The 20,941-nt window shown below is 66.1% G+C and carries 20 protein-coding genes; 11 read left to right on the plus strand and 9 right to left on the minus strand.

Going from position 1 to position 20,941, the window contains the following annotated elements; all coding sequences use genetic code 11:
* The 3 genes from C450_RS09755 to C450_RS09765 form a co-directional block, all read left to right on the plus strand.
* Positions 1-941: NAD(P)H-hydrate dehydratase (locus C450_RS09755; RefSeq protein ID WP_005043125.1), on the plus strand; the 941-nt coding region annotated here is incomplete at its 5' end.
* On the plus strand, positions 931-1,431 hold the full coding sequence (gene moaC, locus C450_RS09760; protein WP_005043126.1) for a cyclic pyranopterin monophosphate synthase MoaC: 501 nt from the start codon (positions 931-933) through the stop codon (positions 1,429-1,431). The genes C450_RS09755 and moaC, both read left to right, overlap by 11 nt.
* Positions 1,428-2,444 carry an NAD(P)H-dependent flavin oxidoreductase gene (locus C450_RS09765; protein ID WP_005043127.1) on the plus strand — a complete coding sequence of 339 codons (1,017 nt, stop codon included), beginning with the start codon at positions 1,428-1,430 and terminating at the stop codon, positions 2,442-2,444. The genes moaC and C450_RS09765 overlap by 4 nt, the downstream gene beginning before the upstream one ends.
* A gap of 45 nt (positions 2,445-2,489) precedes the next feature.
* Here C450_RS09765 and C450_RS09770 read toward each other — a convergent pair whose 3' ends face one another.
* A complete protein-coding gene (locus C450_RS09770) occupies positions 2,490-3,218 on the minus strand; it encodes an HNH endonuclease (protein WP_005043129.1) in 729 nt (242 codons plus the stop codon).
* Between the two features lie 151 nt (positions 3,219-3,369).
* Between C450_RS09770 and C450_RS09775 the strand changes: the two genes are divergently transcribed.
* Together C450_RS09775 and C450_RS09780 are read left to right on the plus strand one after the other, a co-directional pair.
* Entirely contained in the window at positions 3,370-3,789 is a 420-nt protein-coding gene (locus tag C450_RS09775) for a GlcG/HbpS family heme-binding protein (RefSeq protein ID WP_005043131.1), read from the plus strand.
* Between the two features lie 90 nt (positions 3,790-3,879).
* Positions 3,880-5,040 carry a CobW family GTP-binding protein gene (locus tag C450_RS09780; RefSeq protein WP_005043132.1) on the plus strand — a complete coding sequence of 387 codons (1,161 nt, stop codon included), beginning with the start codon at positions 3,880-3,882 and terminating at the stop codon, positions 5,038-5,040.
* 9 nt (positions 5,041-5,049) lie between these two features.
* Here C450_RS09780 and C450_RS22390 read toward each other — a convergent pair whose 3' ends face one another.
* The 4 genes from C450_RS22390 to glmU all read right to left on the minus strand — a co-directional run bounded on the left by C450_RS22390 (position 5,050) and on the right by glmU (position 8,046).
* Positions 5,050-5,202 carry a hypothetical protein gene (locus tag C450_RS22390; protein WP_169317816.1) on the minus strand — a complete coding sequence of 51 codons (153 nt, stop codon included), beginning with the start codon at positions 5,200-5,202 and terminating at the stop codon, positions 5,050-5,052.
* Positions 5,203-5,354: 152 nt separating this feature from the next.
* Entirely contained in the window at positions 5,355-6,512 is a 1,158-nt protein-coding gene (locus C450_RS09785) for a glutathione-independent formaldehyde dehydrogenase (protein ID WP_005043135.1), read from the minus strand.
* 129 nt (positions 6,513-6,641) lie between these two features.
* Positions 6,642-6,818: a DUF7576 family protein gene (locus tag C450_RS22395; RefSeq protein ID WP_005043136.1), complete on the minus strand. Its 177-nt coding sequence runs from the start codon at positions 6,816-6,818 to the stop codon at positions 6,642-6,644.
* A 46-nt stretch (positions 6,819-6,864) separates the two neighbouring features.
* Positions 6,865-8,046, minus strand: coding sequence for a bifunctional sugar-1-phosphate nucleotidylyltransferase/acetyltransferase (gene glmU, locus C450_RS09790; RefSeq protein ID WP_005043137.1), 1,182 nt, complete (start codon positions 8,044-8,046; stop codon positions 6,865-6,867).
* Between the two features lie 197 nt (positions 8,047-8,243).
* Between glmU and C450_RS09795 the strand changes: the two genes are divergently transcribed.
* Positions 8,244-8,642 (plus strand): DUF5684 domain-containing protein, encoded by a 399-nt coding sequence (locus C450_RS09795; RefSeq protein ID WP_049910083.1) that lies wholly within the window; start codon positions 8,244-8,246, stop codon positions 8,640-8,642.
* 163 nt (positions 8,643-8,805) lie between these two features.
* Here the strand turns inward: C450_RS09795 and C450_RS09800 are convergent, their stop codons facing one another.
* The gene (locus C450_RS09800) at positions 8,806-10,122 is read right to left on the minus strand and encodes an MFS transporter (protein WP_005043139.1); all 1,317 of its coding nucleotides are present in this window, start codon (positions 10,120-10,122) and stop codon (positions 8,806-8,808) included.
* Between the two features lie 89 nt (positions 10,123-10,211).
* Here C450_RS09800 and C450_RS09805 point away from each other — a divergent pair, with 89 nt between their 5' ends.
* The 4 genes from C450_RS09805 to C450_RS09820 all read left to right on the plus strand — a co-directional run bounded on the left by C450_RS09805 (position 10,212) and on the right by C450_RS09820 (position 14,590).
* Positions 10,212-12,959 (plus strand): AAA domain-containing protein, encoded by a 2,748-nt coding sequence (locus C450_RS09805; protein ID WP_005043140.1) that lies wholly within the window; start codon positions 10,212-10,214, stop codon positions 12,957-12,959.
* Between the two features lie 49 nt (positions 12,960-13,008).
* Positions 13,009-13,569, plus strand: coding sequence for a DUF6789 family protein (locus tag C450_RS09810; RefSeq protein ID WP_005043141.1), 561 nt, complete (start codon positions 13,009-13,011; stop codon positions 13,567-13,569).
* Positions 13,570-13,696: 127 nt separating this feature from the next.
* A complete protein-coding gene (locus C450_RS09815) occupies positions 13,697-14,395 on the plus strand; it encodes a DMT family transporter (protein ID WP_049910055.1) in 699 nt (232 codons plus the stop codon).
* Positions 14,396-14,398: 3 nt separating this feature from the next.
* Positions 14,399-14,590, plus strand: coding sequence for an EamA family transporter (locus C450_RS09820; protein WP_049910057.1), 192 nt, complete (start codon positions 14,399-14,401; stop codon positions 14,588-14,590).
* Between the two features lie 87 nt (positions 14,591-14,677).
* Here C450_RS09820 and C450_RS09825 read toward each other — a convergent pair whose 3' ends face one another.
* Positions 14,678-17,449 (minus strand): ATP-dependent helicase, encoded by a 2,772-nt coding sequence (locus C450_RS09825; protein WP_005043142.1) that lies wholly within the window; start codon positions 17,447-17,449, stop codon positions 14,678-14,680.
* 78 nt (positions 17,450-17,527) lie between these two features.
* The gene (locus tag C450_RS09830) at positions 17,528-18,916 is read right to left on the minus strand and encodes a WD40/YVTN/BNR-like repeat-containing protein (protein WP_005043143.1); all 1,389 of its coding nucleotides are present in this window, start codon (positions 18,914-18,916) and stop codon (positions 17,528-17,530) included.
* 101 nt (positions 18,917-19,017) lie between these two features.
* On the opposite strand from C450_RS09830, the gene C450_RS09835 reads away from it, so the two are divergent.
* Entirely contained in the window at positions 19,018-19,809 is a 792-nt protein-coding gene (locus C450_RS09835) for an MBL fold metallo-hydrolase (protein WP_005043144.1), read from the plus strand.
* Between the two features lie 10 nt (positions 19,810-19,819).
* On the opposite strand, the gene C450_RS09840 is transcribed toward C450_RS09835, so the two are convergent.
* A complete protein-coding gene (locus tag C450_RS09840; protein WP_005043145.1) occupies positions 19,820-20,890 on the minus strand; it encodes an mRNA surveillance protein pelota in 1,071 nt (356 codons plus the stop codon).
* Positions 20,891-20,941: the final 51 nt, after the last annotated feature.

Raw genomic sequence — 20,941 nt, forward strand, 5'->3', positions numbered from 1 at the left:
CGAGCGGCGCGGTCGCGGCCGATCAGGTCGTGACGTTTCACGACGCGAAACCCGGACTCGGTGAGCGCGACGCCACGGTACGCGTGGCGGACATCGGCATCCCGGCGGCTGCCGAGCGGTTCGTCGGCCCTGGGGATCTCCGGACGAAAGCCCGTGATCCCCACGCCGAAAAAGGCGATTCGGGACGAGTGCTCGTGATCGGCGGCGGTCCCTACACTGGCGCACCCGCGCTCGCGGCCGAGGCGTCACTGCGTGCGGGCGCGGACCTCGCGTTCGTCTCGGTCCCACAGCAGGTCTTCGAGCCGATCGCGGGCTACGCCGAGGATCTCATCGTCCAGCCCTACGACGCCGAGCAGCTCTCACCCGACCAGGCCGAGGGCCTCGTCGAGACCGCGACCGACCACGACGACGTGGTGGTGCTCGGCCCGGGGCTCGGCACCGCCGACACGACGCTCGAAGCCGTCGAGCAGTTCCTCCAGAAGTTCGACGGTCGGGCAGTGGTCGACGCCGACGCGCTCTCAGTGGTGCCCGGGATCGACACCGACGCCACGCTGGTCTGCACTCCCAATCGCCACGAACTTGCCGAAATGGGCGGACCGGACGTCGACGACCTCCGGAGCGCGACCGACGAAATCGAGTCGTTCGCCGCGGATCTCGGTCACGTCGTGCTGGCGAAGGCAAAGGACGACGTGATCACCGACGGCGAGACCACCCGGATCTGTCGCGCCGGCACGCCGGGCATGACCGTCGGCGGGACCGGCGACGTGCTCGCGGGGATCACGGCGGCCTTCCTCGCCACCCACGACCCGTTCGATGCGGCCTGCATGGCCCCCTACGCCAACGGCCGGGCGGCCGAACGCCTCGGGCGCGGCGACGGGCTGCTCGCCTCCGAACTGCTCGACGCGGTGCCGAACGCGATCCGGGGCGACGATGACGAGTGACGACGGCGATGCGACCGGCGACGACCTGACCCACACCACCGACGAGGGCGACGTGCAGATGGTCGACGTCGGCGACAAGCCCGACACCGCGCGCCAGGCGAGAGCGTGCGGGACGATCCGGTTGCGCGAGTCGACCGTCGCGGCGGTCCGTGCGGACGAGATCGGGAAGGGCGACGTGCTCGCCACCGCACGGATCGGCGCGATACAGGCGGTGAAACACACGTGGGAGACGATCCCGCTGTGTCACCAGATCCCGATCACGAACGTCGAGACCGACTTCGACCTCGGCGACGAGATCGTGACCCTCGAAGTCGCGGTCGAGACCACGGGGAAGACGGGGTGTGAGATGGAGGCGTTGCAGGGCGTGACCACCGGACTGAACACGATCTGGGACATGACGAAAGCCGCCGAGAAGGACGAGGACGGGCAGTATCCCGAGACCACGATCGAGAACGTGCACGTGGTGACGAAACGGAAGCAGGAACTGTGACCCTCCGAACTCCACTCTGTGACGTTCTCGGGATCGAGTACCCGATCGTCCAGGCCCCGATCGGGAGCGCGACCTGCCCCGCACTCGCCGCCGCGGTCGCGAACGCCGGCGGGCTCGGCACCCTCGCGGTCACGTGGCGCGACGGGGCCGACGCTCGATCCGCGATCCGGGAGACGCGGGAGTTGACCGACGCGCCGATCGGGGTCAACGTCGTCCTCGACGAACGCGCGAAATCGGTCGCCACCGAAACCCACATCGACGCCTGCCTCGCCGAAGACATCGACGTGGTTTCGTTCTCGTTCGGCGAGGCGGCACCGCACGTCGACCGGGTCCACGACGCGGGTGCCGTCGTGATCGAGACCGTCGGCAGCGCAGCCGAGGCTCGGGAAGCCGCCGAGGCGGGCGTCGATGTCGTCGTGGCGCAGGGCTGGGAGGCCGGCGGCCACATCCAGAGCGAGGTGGCCACGATGGCGCTGGTCCCGCGCGTGGCCGACGCAGTATCGGTCCCGGTGATCGCCGCGGGCGGCATCGCCGACGGTCGCGGTATTGCGGCGGCGCTCGCACTCGGTGCCGACGGCGTCTGGCTCGGCACGCGCTTTCTCGCCACTCGGGAGGCGAACGTCCACGACACGTACCGGGAACGGGTCGCCGAAATCGACGAGACCGATACCCAGTACACCGATCTATTCGACAAGGGGTGGCCAGGGATGGCCCACCGCGTCGTGCGGAACGGAACGATCGAGCGCTGGGAGGACGCCGATCGCCCCGCATCCGGGCGGCGGCCCGGCGAGACCGATGTCGTCGCCGAGGGAGAGGGTGGCGAGCAGATCGAGCGTTACGACGAGGCGCTCGCCACGCCCGACGTGACCGGCGATATCGAGGCGATGGCGCTGTTCACCGGGCAGAGTGCCGGCCTGACGGATATGACTCGGCCAGCGGGAGACATCGTCGCAGAGCTCGCTACCGAAGCGTCGACGAGGATTGAAAAACTTGCCGAACGTCTCGATACGTGACGTTACTTGGCTCGACACGATCCCCTACTGAGCGGAACGATATGTTCAGGCCAGTGGCCGGATCTCGCTTTGGCCGTCGAGCACGAGTTGGACGTCGCCGTCGTACTCGTCGGTGAGCGCGCCGACGAGCCGGTAGCTCTCGTTGGCCCGCAGTTGGGGGAGCGCGTTGCCCGTCCAGACGACGAACTTCACGAGCGTAACGTCGTCCTCACGGGTGCTGTCGGCCGGCGCGAGGAGACCGACCTGCTGGATCGATTCCGCGGAGGAATCCCACAGCGTTGCGACCCGCACATCGACGGTAACGCCGCGATCGGCCGGTAGGTCCGGGACGGACTCGACGGCCGTGAGTTCGAGTTCGCGGCCGTGATCGTCGGCGATCGTCCGCGAGTCGCCAGATCTTCCCGAGAGAAGACCGAACAGAACGGGCACCACGAGAACGACTCGCAGGAGCCGAACCGCCAGCGACCGCGTGTTCCGCTGTTCCCATTTCCGGGCTCGGCTCGCGAGGTCGTCGTTGTCGGAGTGTTTCTCGGCGTGACAGGACGGACACAGCGTCTGGAGGTTCGAGAGTTCGTGGCCGCCGCCACCGGACTTCGGAACGACGTGATCGACGTCGAAATAGACGTCGTCGACGCGTGTGTTCGCGACGCCACAGCCCCGGCAGGTGTAGCCATCGCGAGCCAGCACCTCCTTTCGGCGACCGTCCCAGTCCGGCGGATACTCCTCGGACGTGTAATCATCGTATGTGGGATCGTAGCCCGTGTTTCGAGACATGGCGAGTCAAACGTACCCGCCGACAGTGGCGTATTCGGGCATAATAAATCGAACGGGCTGGCGACGGACCAACGTAGCTCGGGTGGGTCAGTTCGCGGCTTGCGAACGCTGGTTGCATATTCATATGCCGAACGCCCGAGCAGCGAATGCAATGGTCGGCACGATCGAACTCGATACGGCGACGGAACTGATCGAAGCAGCCGAAGCGAAAGCCGACGAGATCGGGGTGCCGTCGGTGATCGCCGTCACAAACGCCGAAGGGAATCTCATCGCCCAGCACCGGATGGACGGTGCGTGGCTGCCGAGCGTGAACATCTCCAGAAACAAGGCGTACACCGCTGCCGGACTGGAGATGCCGACGCACGAACTCGCCGAGGCGAGCGAACCCGGCGAATCGCTCTACGGACTTCAGACCACGGACGAGGGGCGGATCGTGATCTTCGGCGGCGGGTTCCCGCTCGAACGCGACGGCGAGATCGTCGGGGCGATCGGCTCCAGCGGCGGGGAAGTCGACGAGGACATGACGGTCGCACGCGCCGGCATCGATCGATTCGAGGAGCTCATCGAGTAGTCCCGTCTTCGAATCCCAGCCGCCCGAATATCAGTCGAGACGACACGACGGCTGCAAGATTATAGTTTCTCCGTGCCATCGGGACACACGATGGTACACGAACCGGACGCCGAAACGCTGCCGGTCACCGTCGTGAGTGGACCCCTCGGTGCGGGCAAAACGACGCTTCTCAACCGCGTGCTCGACGATCCCGGCAGTCGCGACGTCGCCGTGATCGTCAACGACATGGGCGAGATCAACGTCGACGCCGAGCGCCTCGCCCGCTCGGCCAAAGATGTCGACGACCCAGGGATCGTCGACCTCTCGAACGGCTGTATCTGCTGTCGGCTCCAGGATGACCTCGTGACCGAGGCCACCCGCCTCGCCGAAACCCGATCGTTCGACGCCCTCGTGGTCGAATCGTCGGGTATCAGCGAACCGATCCCGGTCGCGCGAACGTTTCTGGAGGGAGCCGACGACGGGGAGATCGACCCGACCGATCACTACCACCTCGATACGATGGTGTCAGTCCTCGATTCCTACGGGTTCTGGAAGGAGTTCGACGCGGGGGCGTCGCTGCCCGACGAGGCCGAACCCGACGCCGATCGCCCGCTCGCGGACGTGCTGATCCAGGCGATCGAGTTCTGTGACGTCCTGCTGTGCAACAAGTCCGATATGGTGCCCGACGAACAGTTACAGGAGATCGAGGCGACAATCCGGACGCTCCAATCTCGCGCCGAGATCGTCCGCACCACGTACGCCGACATCGACCCCTCCAAGGTGCTCGACACCGGACGGTTCGACTTCGCGGCAGCCACGCGCTCGGCCGGCTGGAAGCGCGCACTCGCCGATGAGAACGGTGACGACGACCACGACGGTGATGGCCACAGCGACCATGACCACACCGCCGCCGATGATCGGTCGGCGGCCGCTGAACACGGGGTCACCTCCTTCGTGTACACCCGCGAGCGGCCGTTCCACCCCGAACGACTCGACGCCTGGCTCGACACGTGGACCGGGAACGTGATCCGGGCGAAAGGGGTGTTCCAACTCGCCGGCCGCGAGGCCGTGATGGGGCTCGACCAGGCCGGACCAGCAGTCCAGGCCGGGCCGATCGGCGAGTGGGACGCCGAGGACGACCGACGGACTCGGCTCGTGTTCATCGGCAGCGATCTCGACGAGCAGTCGCTCACCGCTACACTCGACGACTGTCTGGTGAGCGAAAGCGAACTCGACAGTCAGGACGCGTTCGACGATCCGTTTCCGTCGTGAGACGACCGACTACGGCGCGATCTGGTCGCGGAGTTCGTCCCACGACTCGTGGAACCCGTAGTTCGCGTCGCTGGTGGCGTTCCGGCTGGTGGCCTGGTACACGTCGTCGTATTCGAGCAGCGCCGTCCAGCCATCGGCCATGAACGTGCAGTACTGACACATCGTTACTCACCACGGCTACTGCCGGAAGAACAATACGTGTTTTGTCGCTCCGGCCGCGATCGCCCCCAGTCAGTTGTCGCTCTGTACTCTCGACTGCTATCGCGGGTCGTCGCGGACGACACGGAAAATCGTAGCCGTCGCGATGACGATCGCTACGGTTCGAGCAGGACCTTGGTGACGCCCTCCTCACGGTCGTCGAAGCGCTGGTACATCTCGGGAGCCTCATCGAGTCCCACGCGGTGGGAGACGACGAAGCTCGGATCGGCACGCCCCTCGATGATCATATCGCGGAGCTGTCTGTTGTACTCCTTGACGTTGCACTGACCGGTGCCGAGTCGCTGACCCTTCTCGAAGAGCAGTCCGAAGTCGATCCCAAGCCGACCCTCGGCGGCCATCTCGTCGGGCGCGCCGGGGTCGTCGGGCACGTACAGACCGGGAATGCCGAGTTCGCCCGTCGGCTTCACCGTCCGGATGAGGTTGTTGAGAACGATCGCCGGGTTCTCCCGGGCGGGATCGTAGTCGTCGTCGGCCTGCTTGTCCGGATCGATCGCCTGGTAGCCGACGGCGTCGACGCCACGATCGACGCCCCCACCGTGGTCGCTTTTGATCTGTTCGACCGGATCGCTCTCCTCGAAGTTGATCGGCGTCGCGTCACAGTACTCCTCGGCGAGATCGAGCCGGCTCGGCACGCGATCGACAGTGTAGATCTTGGAGGCCCCCTTGAGCTTGGCGCTGTAGGCGGCCATCAGCCCGACGGGACCCGCTCCGTACACGGCGATCGACTCGCCCGGCTGGAGGTTCGCGAGCTCGGTGCCGTGCCAGCCGGTCGGGAAGATGTCCGCGAGCAGCGAGAACGAGTCCTCGTGTTCGTCTCCCTCGGGGAGCTGGAGCGCGTTGAAGTCCGCATACGGGATGCGGAGCTTTTCGGCCTGTCCGCCCTTGTACGGTCCCATCGCGACGTAGCCGTACGCACCGCCGGCGAACCCCGGATTCACGTTCGTACAGAACCCGGTGTAGCCGTTCTCACAGTTCTCACAGAACCCGCAGGCGACGTTGAACGGCGCGACGACGCGGTCGCCCTCTTCGAGATCACTGACTCCCTCGCCGACCTCGGTCACGATTCCCATGTTCTCGTGGCCGAAAACGATTCCCGGTTCCGCGGCGGTCCGGCCCTCGTACATGTGGAGATCCGATCCACAGATACACGTCGTCGTGATGTCGATCAGCACGTCGTTCGGGTGTTCGATCGCCGGTTCGTCGACTTCTTCGATCGCTACGTCGTGCTCGCCCTGAAACACGACGGCTTCCATTGACATCTGGTAGCTCCTCCCACCAGATAGACGGTTAGGTGATCCTTAATTCTTTACCCTGTTTGATAGCGAGTGGCGCAGAGAAAACCGCCTCCGAGGGCCGGAGGTCCGAACGAAACGAGCGGGGACTCAGTCGTCGACCACGAGACACGCCTCGTCACAGAAATGTCTCGTTCGGACTTCGTCGTCCTCGATTCGGGTCACTACGCGGTGGTCGGGCGTGTCGACGATCGAATCGCCGCAGGTCGCACACGTCGGTGCGGTTTCGGCGGTGGTTTCGCCGACGTCTGATGTCGGGTCGATCATGATGTCCTTGGATCGGCCGCCGGGATAAATATCGTCTCTCCGGCGATTACCGATCGCGCGAGACCCACTCGTTCGGCTCGGTGCGCGCGCCGGGCGAGAGCACCACGCCAGGCGAAAGTGTGGTCTCGATCCCGGTCTTCGCGCCGTCGCCGACCACCACGCCATACTTCCGACGGCCCGTCGAGACGCGCTCGCCCTTCACGGTCTGTGTTACCGATTCGTCGTCGTGGCGGAGGTTCGCGACGGTGGTGCCCGCACCGAAGTTGACGTCGCGGCCGAGCAGGCTGTCGCCAACGTAGGACAGGTGGGGAACGTTGGTCTCGCGCATGATCACGCTGTTTTTGATCTCGACGGCGTGGCCGACCTCGCTGTCCTCACAGAGCAGGGTCGCGCCCCGAACGTAGGCGTTCGGGCCGACGTGCGCGCCAGACCGAATCAGAGCCGGACCCTCGATCACGACGCCTGGCTCGATCGCCGCGCCCTCCTCGACCACGACCGGGCCACGGAGGTCGGCATCGTCGCTGACGTCGCCTCGGATCGCCCCATCGAGCTCGGCGAGCTTCCACTCGTTGGCCGCCAAGAGCTCCCACGGCCGGCCGACGCCCATCCAGCGACCGAGTTCGGTGTACGAGACCTCGTACTCGGCGAACACCCGATCGAGGACGTCGGTGAGTTCGTACTCGCCGCGCTCGCTCTGTTCGACGTCGAGCCACTCGCGGGCCTCGCTCGGGAGCACACAGGCTCCGGCGCTCACGAGGTTCGTGTCGGGGTCGTCGGGTTTCTCGGTGACGCCAGTCACCCGGTCGCCGTCGGTGTCGAGCACCCCATAGTTCGAGGGGTTCTCGGCGCGATAGGCGGTGATACCGGGGCCGGCGGCGAACAGCGCCTCGATGCTCGCCTGGTCGTAGAGGTCGTCGCCGTAGAGCACCGCGAATCGTCCGTCGAGATGTTCGCGCGCCGTCCGGACGGCGTGGGCGGTGCCCAACTGTTCGTCCTGAGTGGCGTACTTGACCGGCACGCCGCGGTACTCCTCGCCGAAGTGCTCGCGGACGACGTCGGCCTCGTAGCCGACGACGAGGATCAGTTCGTCGGTGCCGGCTTCGATCGCAGCGTCGGCGGTGTGGGCACACAATGGGCGATCCGCGACGGGAAGCATGGGTTTCGGGAGCCCGGCGGTCAGCGGGCGCATCCGGGTGCCTTCACCGGCGGCGAGAAGGACGGTCTGCATACCAGGGCCGACTCGCCGGCGTGAAATAGGCCTACCGTTCCGGGTCGAGACTGGTATGACGAGTCGACAGCGGTAGTAGTACCGCTGCTGAGTCGTTCTTGCTGAGGCGAATTTGCTGCCCGGCCTTGCCGTTCGTGCCACACCATATCAAACAAACAGACAAAATTTTAATGCAAAGCGGTCTGTGGAGTCATCTCATGTCATCACTCGCAAACTTATCACTCGTTCCGCTCCAGAACGGTGGCGGCGGTTCAGTGCTGGGAATCGTGTTTTCGCTCGTTGCCATAGCGTTCGCAGTCCTCACGATCGCTGGCATGTGGAGGACGTTCCAGAAGGCCAGTCGGCCGGGATGGGCAGCGATCGTTCCGGTATACAACTTCTATGTCATGGTCAAGATCGGTGGGAATGCGTGGTGGTGGCTCATTGTATTTCTCATCCCAGTTGTGAACATAGTTGCAGCAATCAAGATCCCGATCGATGTCGCAAAAGCCTTCGGTCAGGGTATCGGATTCGGCCTCGGGCTGGGGTTCCTCTCGTTCATATTTTTCCCGTTGCTCGGGTTCGGCGACTACGAGTATCAGGGCGTTCCCGAGTGACGGCGTGGAGCACCGCGGTGGGTACGCGTCCGGACCTTGGTGAGAAACCGAAGGCGACGATCGTAGCGTCCCGACTCCAATACTGAATGGATGATCGCGAGGCCCGTGACTTCTGGTCGGTAGATCCGCAGACATCGGCTCGTACCGAGTCCCGTCAGAGAGGTCACCACTGCGTGAGCGCGCCGGAGCCGTGCGAGTACGAGAGCACGCCGAGGAAGGTCGCGACACCGGCGAACGCCACCGTCCCGCCGACGAAGAACACCGACGCCATCCCGACCTGCGCCATCAGCACTCCGCCGAGCAGCGGAGCGAGGATCGAGCCGGGCCGCCAGACGAGTTCGCGGATGCCAAAGCTGCTCGCTACGCCACCGTCGTCGGTCCCCTCGTCGGCGAACAGCGCCATGCTCGCGGGCTCGCGGATGCTGTCCGCGACCCCGAGCAGCCCGTTACAGATCACGAGCGGGATGAATGCTGGCGGGGTCGCCCCGAGCACCGGCAGCGACGCGGGCAGCGAGAGCCAGGCGGCGATCGTCGGCGTGAACGGCACCGCGAGCGCGACCAGGCCGTAGCACCCGCCGCCGACGAAGACGAACAGCGCGCGACCGAACCGATCGGAGAGCCGGCCGGTGAACGGCTGACAGAGCATGTTGGTGAACTTCTCGGCCGCGACCACGGTGCCGACGGCGATCGAGACCATCCCGAGACCGCCGCTCGCGGCCGTGACGCCGGCGTAGATCGGCACCCACGTCCGGACGAGCGTGACCGCGACCGCGTACTGGGCGCGAAANTTGCCAGCCCGCTCAAGATGTGTATAAGAGACAGGGACGAGCGTGACCGCGACCGCGTACTGGGCGCGAAAGCTCGACAGCGTCAACAGTCGACGGTTGAGCGCGAGATCGGTGAACGGGAATCCCTCAATGCGGGTCTCGTCGGGCGAGACGAACGCCACTACCCCCACGCCCGCGACGACGAGCAGCCCGGTGACGACGGCGTACACCGCGCCGAACCCGGCGGCGGAGTAGAGCGCGCCCGCGCCGAGGCTGCCCGCGATCCCGGCGGCGAAGCGCGCGGCGTTCGCCTTCCCGATGTGGTTCGCGCGAGTCTTCTTGGTCGCGAGCTCGCCGACGAGGGCGAGCCCCATCAGGCTCGTCGCGGTGACCGTGATCCCCTGGGCCGCCCGCGCGAGGACGAACCCGGCGCTCGACGCCACGAGCGTGAAGCCGAGATACACCGCGATCCCAATGGCGAGCCCGACGAGGAGCACGTACCGTTTGTCGTACCGATCGCCGGCCCACGCGAGCGGGACGACCGCGAGGGTCTGGGCGAGGGTGAACGCCGTGGTGAAGAGTCCGACGACGAGCCCCGACGGATCGTAGAGGGTGATGTACTCGGGCAACAGCGTGATGAGCGTGACGAACCCGAACCCACCGGCGAAACGGGTGAGATAGAGCGGGTAGAACTGGAGGGCGTGGCGATCCACGCCGAACCGAACCCCGAGCCGGCAAAGCCCGTTTCGGTTCGGCCCCCGTTCACCGACAGCGTTTTTCGCTCGCCACTCCCGTCTCGGGTGTGGCGGAGCTACGCGGGCCGATCGTCGATGTCGGCGAAACACGGAGCGTGAGCACCCAGTACGGCGAGCGCGATCTCGCGGAACTCACGCTCCGACCCGAGCGGGGCCAGGCAGAGCCCGTGACGCTCACCCTCTGGGGGAAGTGGAGCGAGATCGCCGAGTATGCACAGACAGGAATGGAGGTGCTCGCGCTCGGCGTCGAGCACGAGGAGTTCCGGGGCGAGATCCAGTACGCGACCGCGGGCGATTCGCGGGTCGTGATCGAACCCGACTACCTCGTGAACGTTACTGATGTACGCTCGTGGGTCCAGTGCCCCCGGATGCACTACCTCAACACGCTCTCGGGCGTTCCCCTGAACTACCCCGTCGTGAAGGGGACGATCGTCCACGAGGTGTTCTCGGATCTCCTGCGGGGCGGCGAGGTCGAGGCCGCGATCGACGACCGCGTGGCGGAAGTCGGGCTCGATCTCGGGCTGCTCGACCGCGATGCCGACGAAGTGAGGGAAGACGTCAGCGATCACGCCCGAGCGATCGACGGGTGGCTCAGCCAGGGCACGCTCGACGGCGGGGACGAGTGGCGCTCCGAGCAGACCCTGATCTCCGAGCGCTACGGGCTGAAGGGCCGGGCCGACGCCGTCCGCCGGGGCGCACCGGTCGAACTCAAAACGGGCAAGAATACGAACAGCGAGCCGCGATTCCAGGACAAGGTCCAGGTCGCGTGCTACGCATTGTTGCTCGACGAGCGGGGTGAACCACCCGATACCGGGACGCTGCTCTACACCAAAAACGCCGCGCTCGATCGAAACGAGGAGAGCGGCGACCTCTCGCCAACGAAGGACTTCTCGCTGAACGACGGACTGCTCGATTACGTTCTCCGCGAGCGCAACCACCTCGCCGCGATGGCGGTTGCGGGCGAGATTCCGACAGGGTATGAGGCAAACGCGACCTGTAACTACTGTTTCGAGCAGGACACCTGCATGGTCATTTCGGGCCGACTCGATCAGGAGTCGAAAGCTGGGCAAATCGGAGAAGCAATTCCTGAGGGAGAGCGGGCGTACTTCGATCGGTTCTATCGCGCGATCGAAGCCGAGCGCGGCGCAGTCCACAACGAGTACGCGAAGCTCTGGACCCAGACCGCGACGGAGCGCGCCGACGCCGACCGCGCGCTGATCGACCTCGAACCCGCAGGAGAGATCGAGGTCGACGGGCGGTGGGAACTTCGTGCGAGGTGTGACGATCCGGTTTCGAAGATCCGCGAGGGCGACGTGGTGCTCGCGAGCGACGGCCACCCAGTACGAGGAAACGCCGAGATGGCGCGCGTCGTTTCGATGGGCGAGGAGATCGTCGTCACGGCCGACGAGCCGGTCGAACTCCGTCGACTCGACGTCTATCCCTCCGAGATCGGGGCCGATCGAATGTTGACCGCACTCCACGACGCGCTGCTCGCGGGCGACGAATCGCAGAAGGACGTCCTCTTCGACCGGCGCGATCCCGCGTTTCAGGACATCGAGGAGACGTTCATCGACAACAACCCGGCCCAGGACCGGGCGGTGCGCCGCGCGGTCGGGGCCGAGGACTGCGCGCTGATCCACGGGCCGCCAGGCACCGGGAAGACATATACCATCGCGCGCACGGTCCGCGCACTGGTTGAGCGTGGCGAACGGGTTCTACTGTCGGCCTTCACGAACCGCGCGGTCGACAACGCGCTCGACGCGCTCCGCGATCAGGGGTTCGAGGAGTTCGTTCGGGTGGGTACCGAACACGGCGTGCGCGAGGACATCCAGGAGCACAGGTTAGAATCCCGCGGCGACCCCGACGAGCGCGCGGCCGAACTCCGGAATGCCCCGGTGGTGGCGGCGACAACCGCGAGCTGTGGCTCACGAATCATGCGCGAGGGATCGTTCGACGTCGCGGTGATCGACGAAGCCTCCCAGCTCACCGAGCCCGCGACGCTCGCGGCAGTCACACTCGCCGACCGGTTCGTCTTGGTGGGCGACCACCAGCAGCTCCCGCCAGTGGTCCAGTCCGCCGACGCCACCGGGACTGTTGAAACCACGACCGCGACCGACGGCTCGGGAGCGACCGCAGCCAAGACGATGGATGGGGCAGGCGGAGCAACCTCGGGCATCGCCGACCTCTCGCGCTCGCTGTTCGAGCGGCTGATCGAGACGCATCCCGAGGCGGCGGTGTTGCTCGACACCCAGTATCGGATGGCCCAGCGCATCCAGGCGTTTTCCTCCGACGAGTTCTATGACGGCCGACTCAGACCAGCCTCGCCCGCCGTCGCCGGCCAGCACGTCTCTGACCTTCCGGGTGTCACGAGCGACGCGCTCCCCGACCACCTCCAAGAGCGCGTCACGTTCGTCGATCCGGATGGGACAGTGCGCGGCAACACCAACCCGGCGGAGGTCGAGGCGGTCGCCGAGATCGTCGAAGCGTACGCGTCAGCAGGCGTCGCGCGCACGGATATCGGCGTGATCGCGCCGTTTCGCGCCCAGGCCGCCGCAATCCGGCGGGAAGTACCGGACGTGACCGTCGACACCGTCGATCGGTTTCAGGGTTCGGCGAAGGAGATCATCATCGTCTCGTTCGTCGCCACGGGCGACCTCGATTCACCGATCTTCGAGGATTTCCGGCGAGTGAACGTCGCGCTCACGCGAGCGAAGAAGGGGCTCGTGCTCGTCGGCGACCGGGCGGCGCTCGCCACCGACGAACGCTACGCCCGAATGGTCGAGTGGGCCGAGTAGTCCGCGGTGCGGGCGGTACTGTTTTGACGCCAGCGTGTGAAGTGAACACATGGCAGACACTGGCCCGACGAACGTCGACGATCGTGCGAGTGACGAGTCCGACGACGCGTTCACGCTCGTGGACGAGTCGCCGACCGACGCTGCCGGCGATCTCGTCGGGATTTTCAAGGACGGCGTGATCGGCGCGATCGCCGGCGCGGCCGGCACCGTGATGTTGTCGGCGGTGCTATTTGTGGCGCTCAACCTCGGCTGGTTCGACAGCAGTTCGTTCGGCGGGCTCGCGGCGCTCATCGGGTTGGGGTCGGACAACCTCGTCGGCTACGTCATCTTCTTCGGCGGCGGGATGACGACGTGGCCCCTCCTCTTCGTCTCGGTCCAAGAGTATCTCCCCGGCCCGACGCTCGCGCTTCGAGGGGTTTCGTTCGCGACGATCACGTGGACGGGGTTCGTCGGAGCCTTTTACACCGGCCAGTCCGGTCTCGCGCTCGCGGGCTACGTCGTCTGTAGCCTCGTCGCCCACTGGGCGTACGGGTTCACCCTCGGCTCGGTCTTTGATTACTTCCTCGAACGCGTCGACACGCGGATCGGCGGCCGGCCGCGGGTCGCGTGACGCGACCTGCGGTTCGTCCGTCGAGTTCGTCCACTCGACTCACGCTTCGCCGACTGGTTCGAAGCCGGCGGGAGCGACGACGGCCGACCACCGAAACCTCCATGTCGGGGCTGGCAATACTCCGGACGTGACGGCGAAGAAAGGGGTTCCGATGGTGTTTCTCGCCGCAGTCGGGTTCGGCACGATCGGGATCTTCGGCAAGCTCGCGACGGCCGCCGGTCTCAACAACGCGACGCTTCTCACGGTTCGGTTCGCGGTCGCGACGGCGCTTCTCGTGGGCTATCTTGCGGTTCGCGATCACGCTCCTCGTCCGAACCGGCGGCAACTCGCGACGATGACCGGGCTCGGGATCGCGTATGCGGTGCTGACCGGCGCGTACTTTTGGGGGCTCGTGTACGTCCCGGCGGGACTCGCGACCATCACGCTCTACACCTACCCAGTGTACGTCTATGCCGTCTCCACAGTAGTGCTCGACGAATCGCTGACTCCGCTGAAGGGCGTCGCACTCGTCCTCGCGCTATCCGGAGTCGTGCTCATCGTGAGCCTCGACACCGCCGGCATCGATCCGGCCGGTCTCGCGCTCGTGTCGATCGCGGCGATCGGGTACGCCGCCTACACCACGGGAAGTCGTCTCGCCGTCGACGACATGAACGCCGATCAGCTCGCGACGGGCGCGATCGCCACTACTGGCGTCTGTATGCTTGCCTACGGCGTCGCCGCGGGCCGGCTGTTCGTCCCCAGAACCGTCGAGCAGTGGGCGATCATCACTGGGCTCGCGATCGTCGGGACGGTGGCACCGATCTTGCTGTTCGTCAACGGGCTTTGATACGTGGAGGAGAGTCGTGCGAGCGTCGTCACCACCGCCGAACCGGTCGTGACCGTCGTCCTCGGCGTTTTGGTGCTCGGGGAACGGCTCTCCCCCGGAATCCTCGCCGGCGGCACGCTGGTCCTGGCGGGCGTCCTGCTCATCCAGCGCGAAACCCCGAATGGACGGCCGGCAGCGCCATCCGGTGAGGACTGAGTTCGACGGCTGGACCCGCTACAGCCAACGGAGACGCCTCGGCGCAGGACCCGATAGTCGTTTTTCGTCGTCGTCCGCTTCGGCTGCTCAGTCGTCGGCCAGGACGTCCTCGCCGTCGCCGATCTCGTCGAGCACGCGCTGGTGGAACTCCTGGAGCACAGCGCTCTCGTCCTCCGCGAGGACGACATCGCTCGCCAGCAGCGTCGCCAGCCCGAACGCCATCGGCGTCGGCGAGTCAACCCGCTCGACCGTGATCTCGATCTCGTCCGCCTGGACGGCCGCGAGTACGTCCTCGATGGCTTCGACCGCGAGTTTGTCCTCCAGGAGTTCACGATAGGTCTCTTCGAGTACCGCAAAGTCGTCGAGATCCTCGACGAACCCGAGCAGCATTTCGCTGGAGACCTGCTGCTGGCTCGCGGATTTCTCGTAGCCCTTGTACCGTTTCAGAACGGTGAGCGCGCGCGTCGCGTTAATTCTGAAATACCGCTTCAGCAGATCGGTCCCGTCGAGGCTCGCCCGGAGGTCGTGGCGAACGTCGCCCGGTTCAATATCCCGAAGCAGCCCCACGAAATCGACCTTCCGGTTGAGCGGAAGCCCGAGACTGAACCCGTTGTCCGCGACCGCCACCGTGACGTTCGCGTTCGTCGCCTCCGCACACCGATGGGCGAGCACGCGCGAGAGGCCGTCGTTGAACCGTCGTCCGTAGTTCGAATGAACGTGATATCGGCGGACCCGCTCGTTGTGATCGAGTTCGGTCTCGATCGCGAGCCGGGATCGAGTGCTCACGCTTTCGGGGCCGGCGTAGCGCACCTGCTCGTCGAAGGTGCGTGCGATCGCCCGGACGGCGTTCTCGTCGAGCGGGAACTCCCGAAGCCACGATCGGACGCCACGCACGCCCCGACTGTCGAGCCGATCGAGCAGCTCGCCCCGGAAGTCGAGGATCTCGCGACCGAGATCATAGGAGAGGGGGAGACGCTCGGCGAACCACGACGGCACCGTGGGGCGCGCGCCGGTCGGATCGACGTACACCTTCGATCCGCGTCGGTAGCGGTACTCGTATCGGCTCCCACCGAGCACGAACACGTCACCCGTATCGAGGGTGTCGAGGTAGTTCTCGTCGAGCTGTCCCACCCACTCGTCGCCGCCGCGAACCACGACGTCACACGAGAAGCTGTCGGGGATCGTCCCGATGTTGGTCATGTAGATCACCCGCGCGAGCCGGCCGCGTTTGCCGATCAGGGGCTCGCCCACCGGGAAGTCGTAGTGGTGCTCGCCGTCGGGCGGATCGTTTTCGTCCCGCCAGATCTTCGCGTAGACGTTGCGGTCCTCCATCCCCGCGTAACCGGCGGTGAGATATCGCATGAGGATCTCCCACTCCTCGTCGGTGTAGTTCCGGTAGGGGTACGCACACACGAGGATTTCCCGGATCTCACTCTCGGGGTGTGGCCCGGTGATCGCCATCCCGTACACCTGTTGTGCGGCGACATCGTGGGCGCGCTCCGGTACAAAGACCCGGTCGACGAAGTTCTGCTCGGCCTTCCGGAGCATCACCGCACACTCGACGAGTTCGTCGCGGTCGAGTGCGAACACCCGCCCTTTGACCTCACGGCCGAGCCGGTGGCCCGCACGGCCGACGCGCTGGAGGAGGGCGGCGACCGATTTGGGCGAGCCGACCTGAACGACGAGATCGACGTGGGGCATGTCGATGCCGAGTTCGAGGCTGGTGGAGGTCGTAACCACCGAGAGCTCGCCGGCTTTGAGTCCTGCCTCAACCGCCTGACGACGGTCGGCCGACAGGCTGCCGTGGTGACAGCCCGAGTCCGACTCGTCGAAGCCGTAGTTCTCTCGGAGAGTGTGGAGGACGCGCTCGGCCCCCGATCGAGTGTTGGTGAACACGAGCGTGTTGGTGTGCTCGTCGATCAGCCCGTCGAGCGCGTCGTAAAAGCGGCCCTGAACCTCGCCGCGAGGCGTGTCGATGAGGTCGTCGGTCGGACACCGGAGTTCGAGGTCGAACTCGCGGGCGAACCGTGCGTCGACGATCTCGTATGCGCGGCTCTCGCCGCTCGCTCGCCGCCCGACGAGGAACTCCGCGATAGTGTCGAGCGGTTCGACGGTCGCTGAACAGCCGATCCGCGTCGGCGAAGTCTCGGTGAGGGCTTCGAGCCGCTCCAACGAGACCGCGAGGTGCGTTCCACGTTTTCCCCCTGCGATACTGTGGATCTCGTCGACGATCACGTACTCGACAGTCGAGAGCTTCTCCCGGAACTTCGGCGCGTTGAGCAGGATGGCAAGCGTCTCCGGAGTGGTGTTCAGTATGTGTGGCGTCTCGTCGAGCATCCGCTGGCGGTCGGCACTGCTGGTGTCGCCGTGACGGATCGCGTGGCGCACCTCCACATCCTCGCCGCGGGCTTCGAGCCGCTCGGTGATTTCCGAAAGCGGGACATCGAGATTGCGGTGGATGTCGTTGGCGAGCGACTTCAGGGGTGAGACGTACAGACAGTAGACCGAGTTGTCGAGGCCAGCGTCGCGGTCGCTGTCACCGCCCCCTTCGTCCGCCCTCTCGCCGGCTCGCTCCTGACGAAACAGGTCGTCGAGGATCGCAGTGAAGCTCGCGAGCGTCTTTCCCGATCCCGTGGGAGCGCAGACGAGCGCGTTCCGGCCGGCCTGGATGTGGGGGATCGCCTCCTTCTGGGGTGGCGTGAAGAACCCGTCGTTCTCGGGGACGAACTCGCCGAACTGCTCGACCCACCACTTCCGTACAACGGGATCGAGCGAATCGAGCACGTCGCCGTCGGTGATCTCGACCGACTCAGGATCGAAATCGACGTCGGTCTCGGCCAACAGCTCGCGCCCGTCCATCGACTCTCCCTCGAACCCGCGACGGGAAGTGGGTTCGGCCACCGGAGCGAAAGTGAACGCCCTCCTGACGGTGGGCCGTCAGTCGCGGTCGCGCTCGACGATCGTCCCGCTCGTCCCGACAGCGACATCCGGACGATCGCGTTCGCCGGCACCGACGAGGACGCCCGAGAGATCGGCGTCGGTCGGTGTCTCGACCGACTCCCACCCGCCGTCGGCGTGCTCGAAGATTCCCCCAGCGTCGCCGGCTGCGAGCCCCATCTCGTTCGCGAGATCGATGGCTCGAAGCGCGGTTTCACCGGCGCGGAGCGTCGTCCAGACCGAGCCATCGTAGCGAAAGACCGTGCCGTCGCCACCCGCCACGACGAGTTCGGCGTCGGTGGCCGCGAGCGCGGCGAAGTCGGTGTTTGCGTCCTCGATCCCGATCGTCTCGTAGCTCGCGCCGCCGTCGGTCGTGGCGTAGACGCCCTGGCTGCTGTCACAGGCGTAGCCCGCGTCGTCGAACGCGAGGTCGGTGATGCTGGAGCCGCTGCCTGGTTTGCGGATTTCGTCCCAGTCGACAGCGCCGCCGTCGTACGCGCCTCGAAGGACTTCTCCGGAGCCGTTCGCGAGATGAACCCGCTCCTCGCCTGCCGAACCGACGACCGCGACGGCGGTCCACGTGCTCGTTTGGTCTTTCGGGGCCGAGTGATCGGTGAGGCGACCCTCCTCGATATCATAGCGCCCGAGCGCGCCACCGTCGCCCGCGAACCAGATCGTTTGGTCGTCGTCGGTGGCGTCGACGCCGCGGAGTGACTCTCCGTCGGCGCTCGGGCCATGTTCAAGTGCGAATTCCCAGCCGTCGGTCTCGCGAGCGAGCACGACACCGTTCTCGCCGACCGCGAACGCGCCATCGTGGGTCGCGACCACGCCGGTGAGAGGTTCGTCAGTCGGCGTTTCGACCGTACTCCAACCGTCCTCGTCTCTGGACGCATCGTCCGTGCCGATGTCGTCGGCGAGACTCTCCCCACTGGAGGATACCTCGTGATGGTTCGGTTCGGTGGCGTCGGCCCCGGTTTGCCTGTCGGTGCCGCGGTTCGCACCGTTTTCAGCCTCTGGCGGTGCGGTGTCGGTGTCGTCGACTTGGTGTCGATCGTCGGTCCCGCCTTCAGCATCGGCGTCCACGGACGACGATCGATCCTCGTCTCCCGGATCGACTTCACGTGTGGCTCCGTCGCCACGATTCCCGCCACTCTGATCCCCGTCGCCGACGACCGTCGGGACGCGCTCACCTTCGCCGGTGAGATACAGAAACGCCGGCGGAAGGACGTAGACCGCGATCGCCAGCAGGATGAACCCCCGATTACCCGTGTAGGTCGCGAGCAATCCGAAGGCGGTGAGCGCCGCCGCGCTCGCCGCGTGGACCCCGGAGCGAGCGTACTCCCGGTAGTACGCGAAAAAGCCACGGGATTTGGCCGACGAGCTACTCATTGCTGGGTGGTGGGCCGGTGACGCTCATGAGGGTTCGGCTTGAAAGCGACATCTCGAGGTCGGCGAACAACGCTTTTCACCGCCCCTCCCCCGGTTTCGCCATGCGCGTGACCTTCCTCGGAACCGGCGCGGCGATGCCGACCGGCCGGCGGGCCCAGACCGGACTTCTCGTCGAATCAGGCGACGACCGCGTGCTCGTCGACTGTGGTAGCGGCGTCCTCAACGCGCTCGCGCGGACCGACGCGGGCTACGAGGGCGTCTCCACAGTCCTCCTGACTCACCACCATCTCGATCACGTCGCCGACCTGCTGCCCCTGATGAAAGCCAGGTGGCTCGCGGGCGAGGAGCACCTCGAAGTCGTCGGCCCGCAGGGAACCAAGGAACTCCTCGACGGGCTGCTTTCGGTCCACGAGTACATGGACGGCCGGATCGACCTCCGGGTACGCGAGGTCGGCCCCGAGTCGTTCGAGCTTGCGGGGTTTTCGGTCGACGCGACCGAGACGCGCCACTCGATGTACTGTCTCGCCTATCGGTTCACGCACGAAAACGGGGCCGAAGGCGAGAGCGAGGCGGACGACGACAGCGAACCGCCAGCGTTCACCTTCGGAGCCGACAGCGAGGCGTTCGAAGGGCTCGCGAACTTCGCTGACGGCTCCGCGGTGCTCGCCCACGACTGCTCGTTCCCCGACGAGGTCGACGTCTCGAACCACCCGACGCCGAGTCAGTTGGGCACGACGCTGGCCGATTCGGGAACCGAACTTGGTCGGGTCTACCTCACGCATCTCTATCCCCACACCGAAGGCCGCCACGAGGAGATGCTCGAATCCATCGGCGAGCGCTACGACGGCGACGTTCGGTTCGCGCGCGACGGGCTGACCGTCGAGATCGAGTGATTCGGCGAGTTCACTCTAACCGATACCGCAACAGCGCCGCGATCCCGCCGAGCGCGCCCAACTGATCGCCAGGCGCGAACTCGCTCGAAAACACCGTGACGGCACCGCCCTGCTGTTCAACCGATTCGATGACGTCGTTCACGTCGATCGTCCACTCGCCCTCGCCGGCACGCTCCTCGCGGAGCCGGTCGTCGAGCACCAGCAACTCCTCGATCGCGCCGTAGTCGGCGGCCTCAGCGACGGCCTCGATTCCGTAGGTCGCCGCAGCGTCTTGGGCGATCCGTGAGGTGAGTTCGTCGATCTTCTCGGCTTCCTCGGCAATTCTGGTTTCGGCCTGAACCTCCTCGACCGCGCCGCGCTTCAGGACCTCGTGAACGCCGCGGTCGCCGATCGCGCTGGTGTCGACGGTCGCGCCGAGCATGGTCGCGACCTCGGGACTGTTCTCCTCGATGTACTTTCGGGCGTCTTCTTTCGTGAAGCCAGGCCCTGCGAGCAGGATGGCGTCGACGTCGATGTGTGAGAGCGCGCTCGCGAGCTCCCCGAACAGTTCGGAGCGCTCGCGGGCGTACTCGCCTTTTCCGGTGGGGCCGGTGATCGAGGCGTACTCCTCGGCCCCGTACTGCGCAACGGTGTGGATCGAGGCCGCGCCCTCTTCGACGGTGGCGATCGCGACGTCGGCGTTCTCGGTGGCCTCGACGGCCTCCTCGATCCGTTCGCGCTGGTCGGGCTGCCAGATCTTCTCGATCTCGATCTCCTCGCGTTCCTCGACGTTCAGGGTGTGGTGATGACCCACTTGATCTTCTCGGGAGGCCGACTCGATGGTGCCCGACACCCGGAGTCGGTTGGCGAACTTGTGGAACTCGCTCTCATCGACGGTGATGGTCACGGACATGGGCTCGCGCTCACCGCCGGTGTCGCGCATCCGGTCGTCGTCGCGCTGGATACGTCTGGTAGTATCGCCGGCAACGAGGTCGCCTGGTTCGAGCACGTAGGAGAGATGCCAGAGGTCGTCGAGGCTCTCGGGCACGAGCGTCCAGCGCTCGCGCCCGCCCTCGATGCGGGTGCGGCCGTCGATGCGCATGCGGAGACTGGGCGCTCGGTGGGTAAGTGCGCTGTCGTTCGTCGGGGTGGC

This window comes from Halococcus salifodinae DSM 8989 (assembly GCF_000336935.1).
Classification (GTDB): Archaea; Halobacteriota; Halobacteria; order Halobacteriales; family Halococcaceae; genus Halococcus; species Halococcus salifodinae.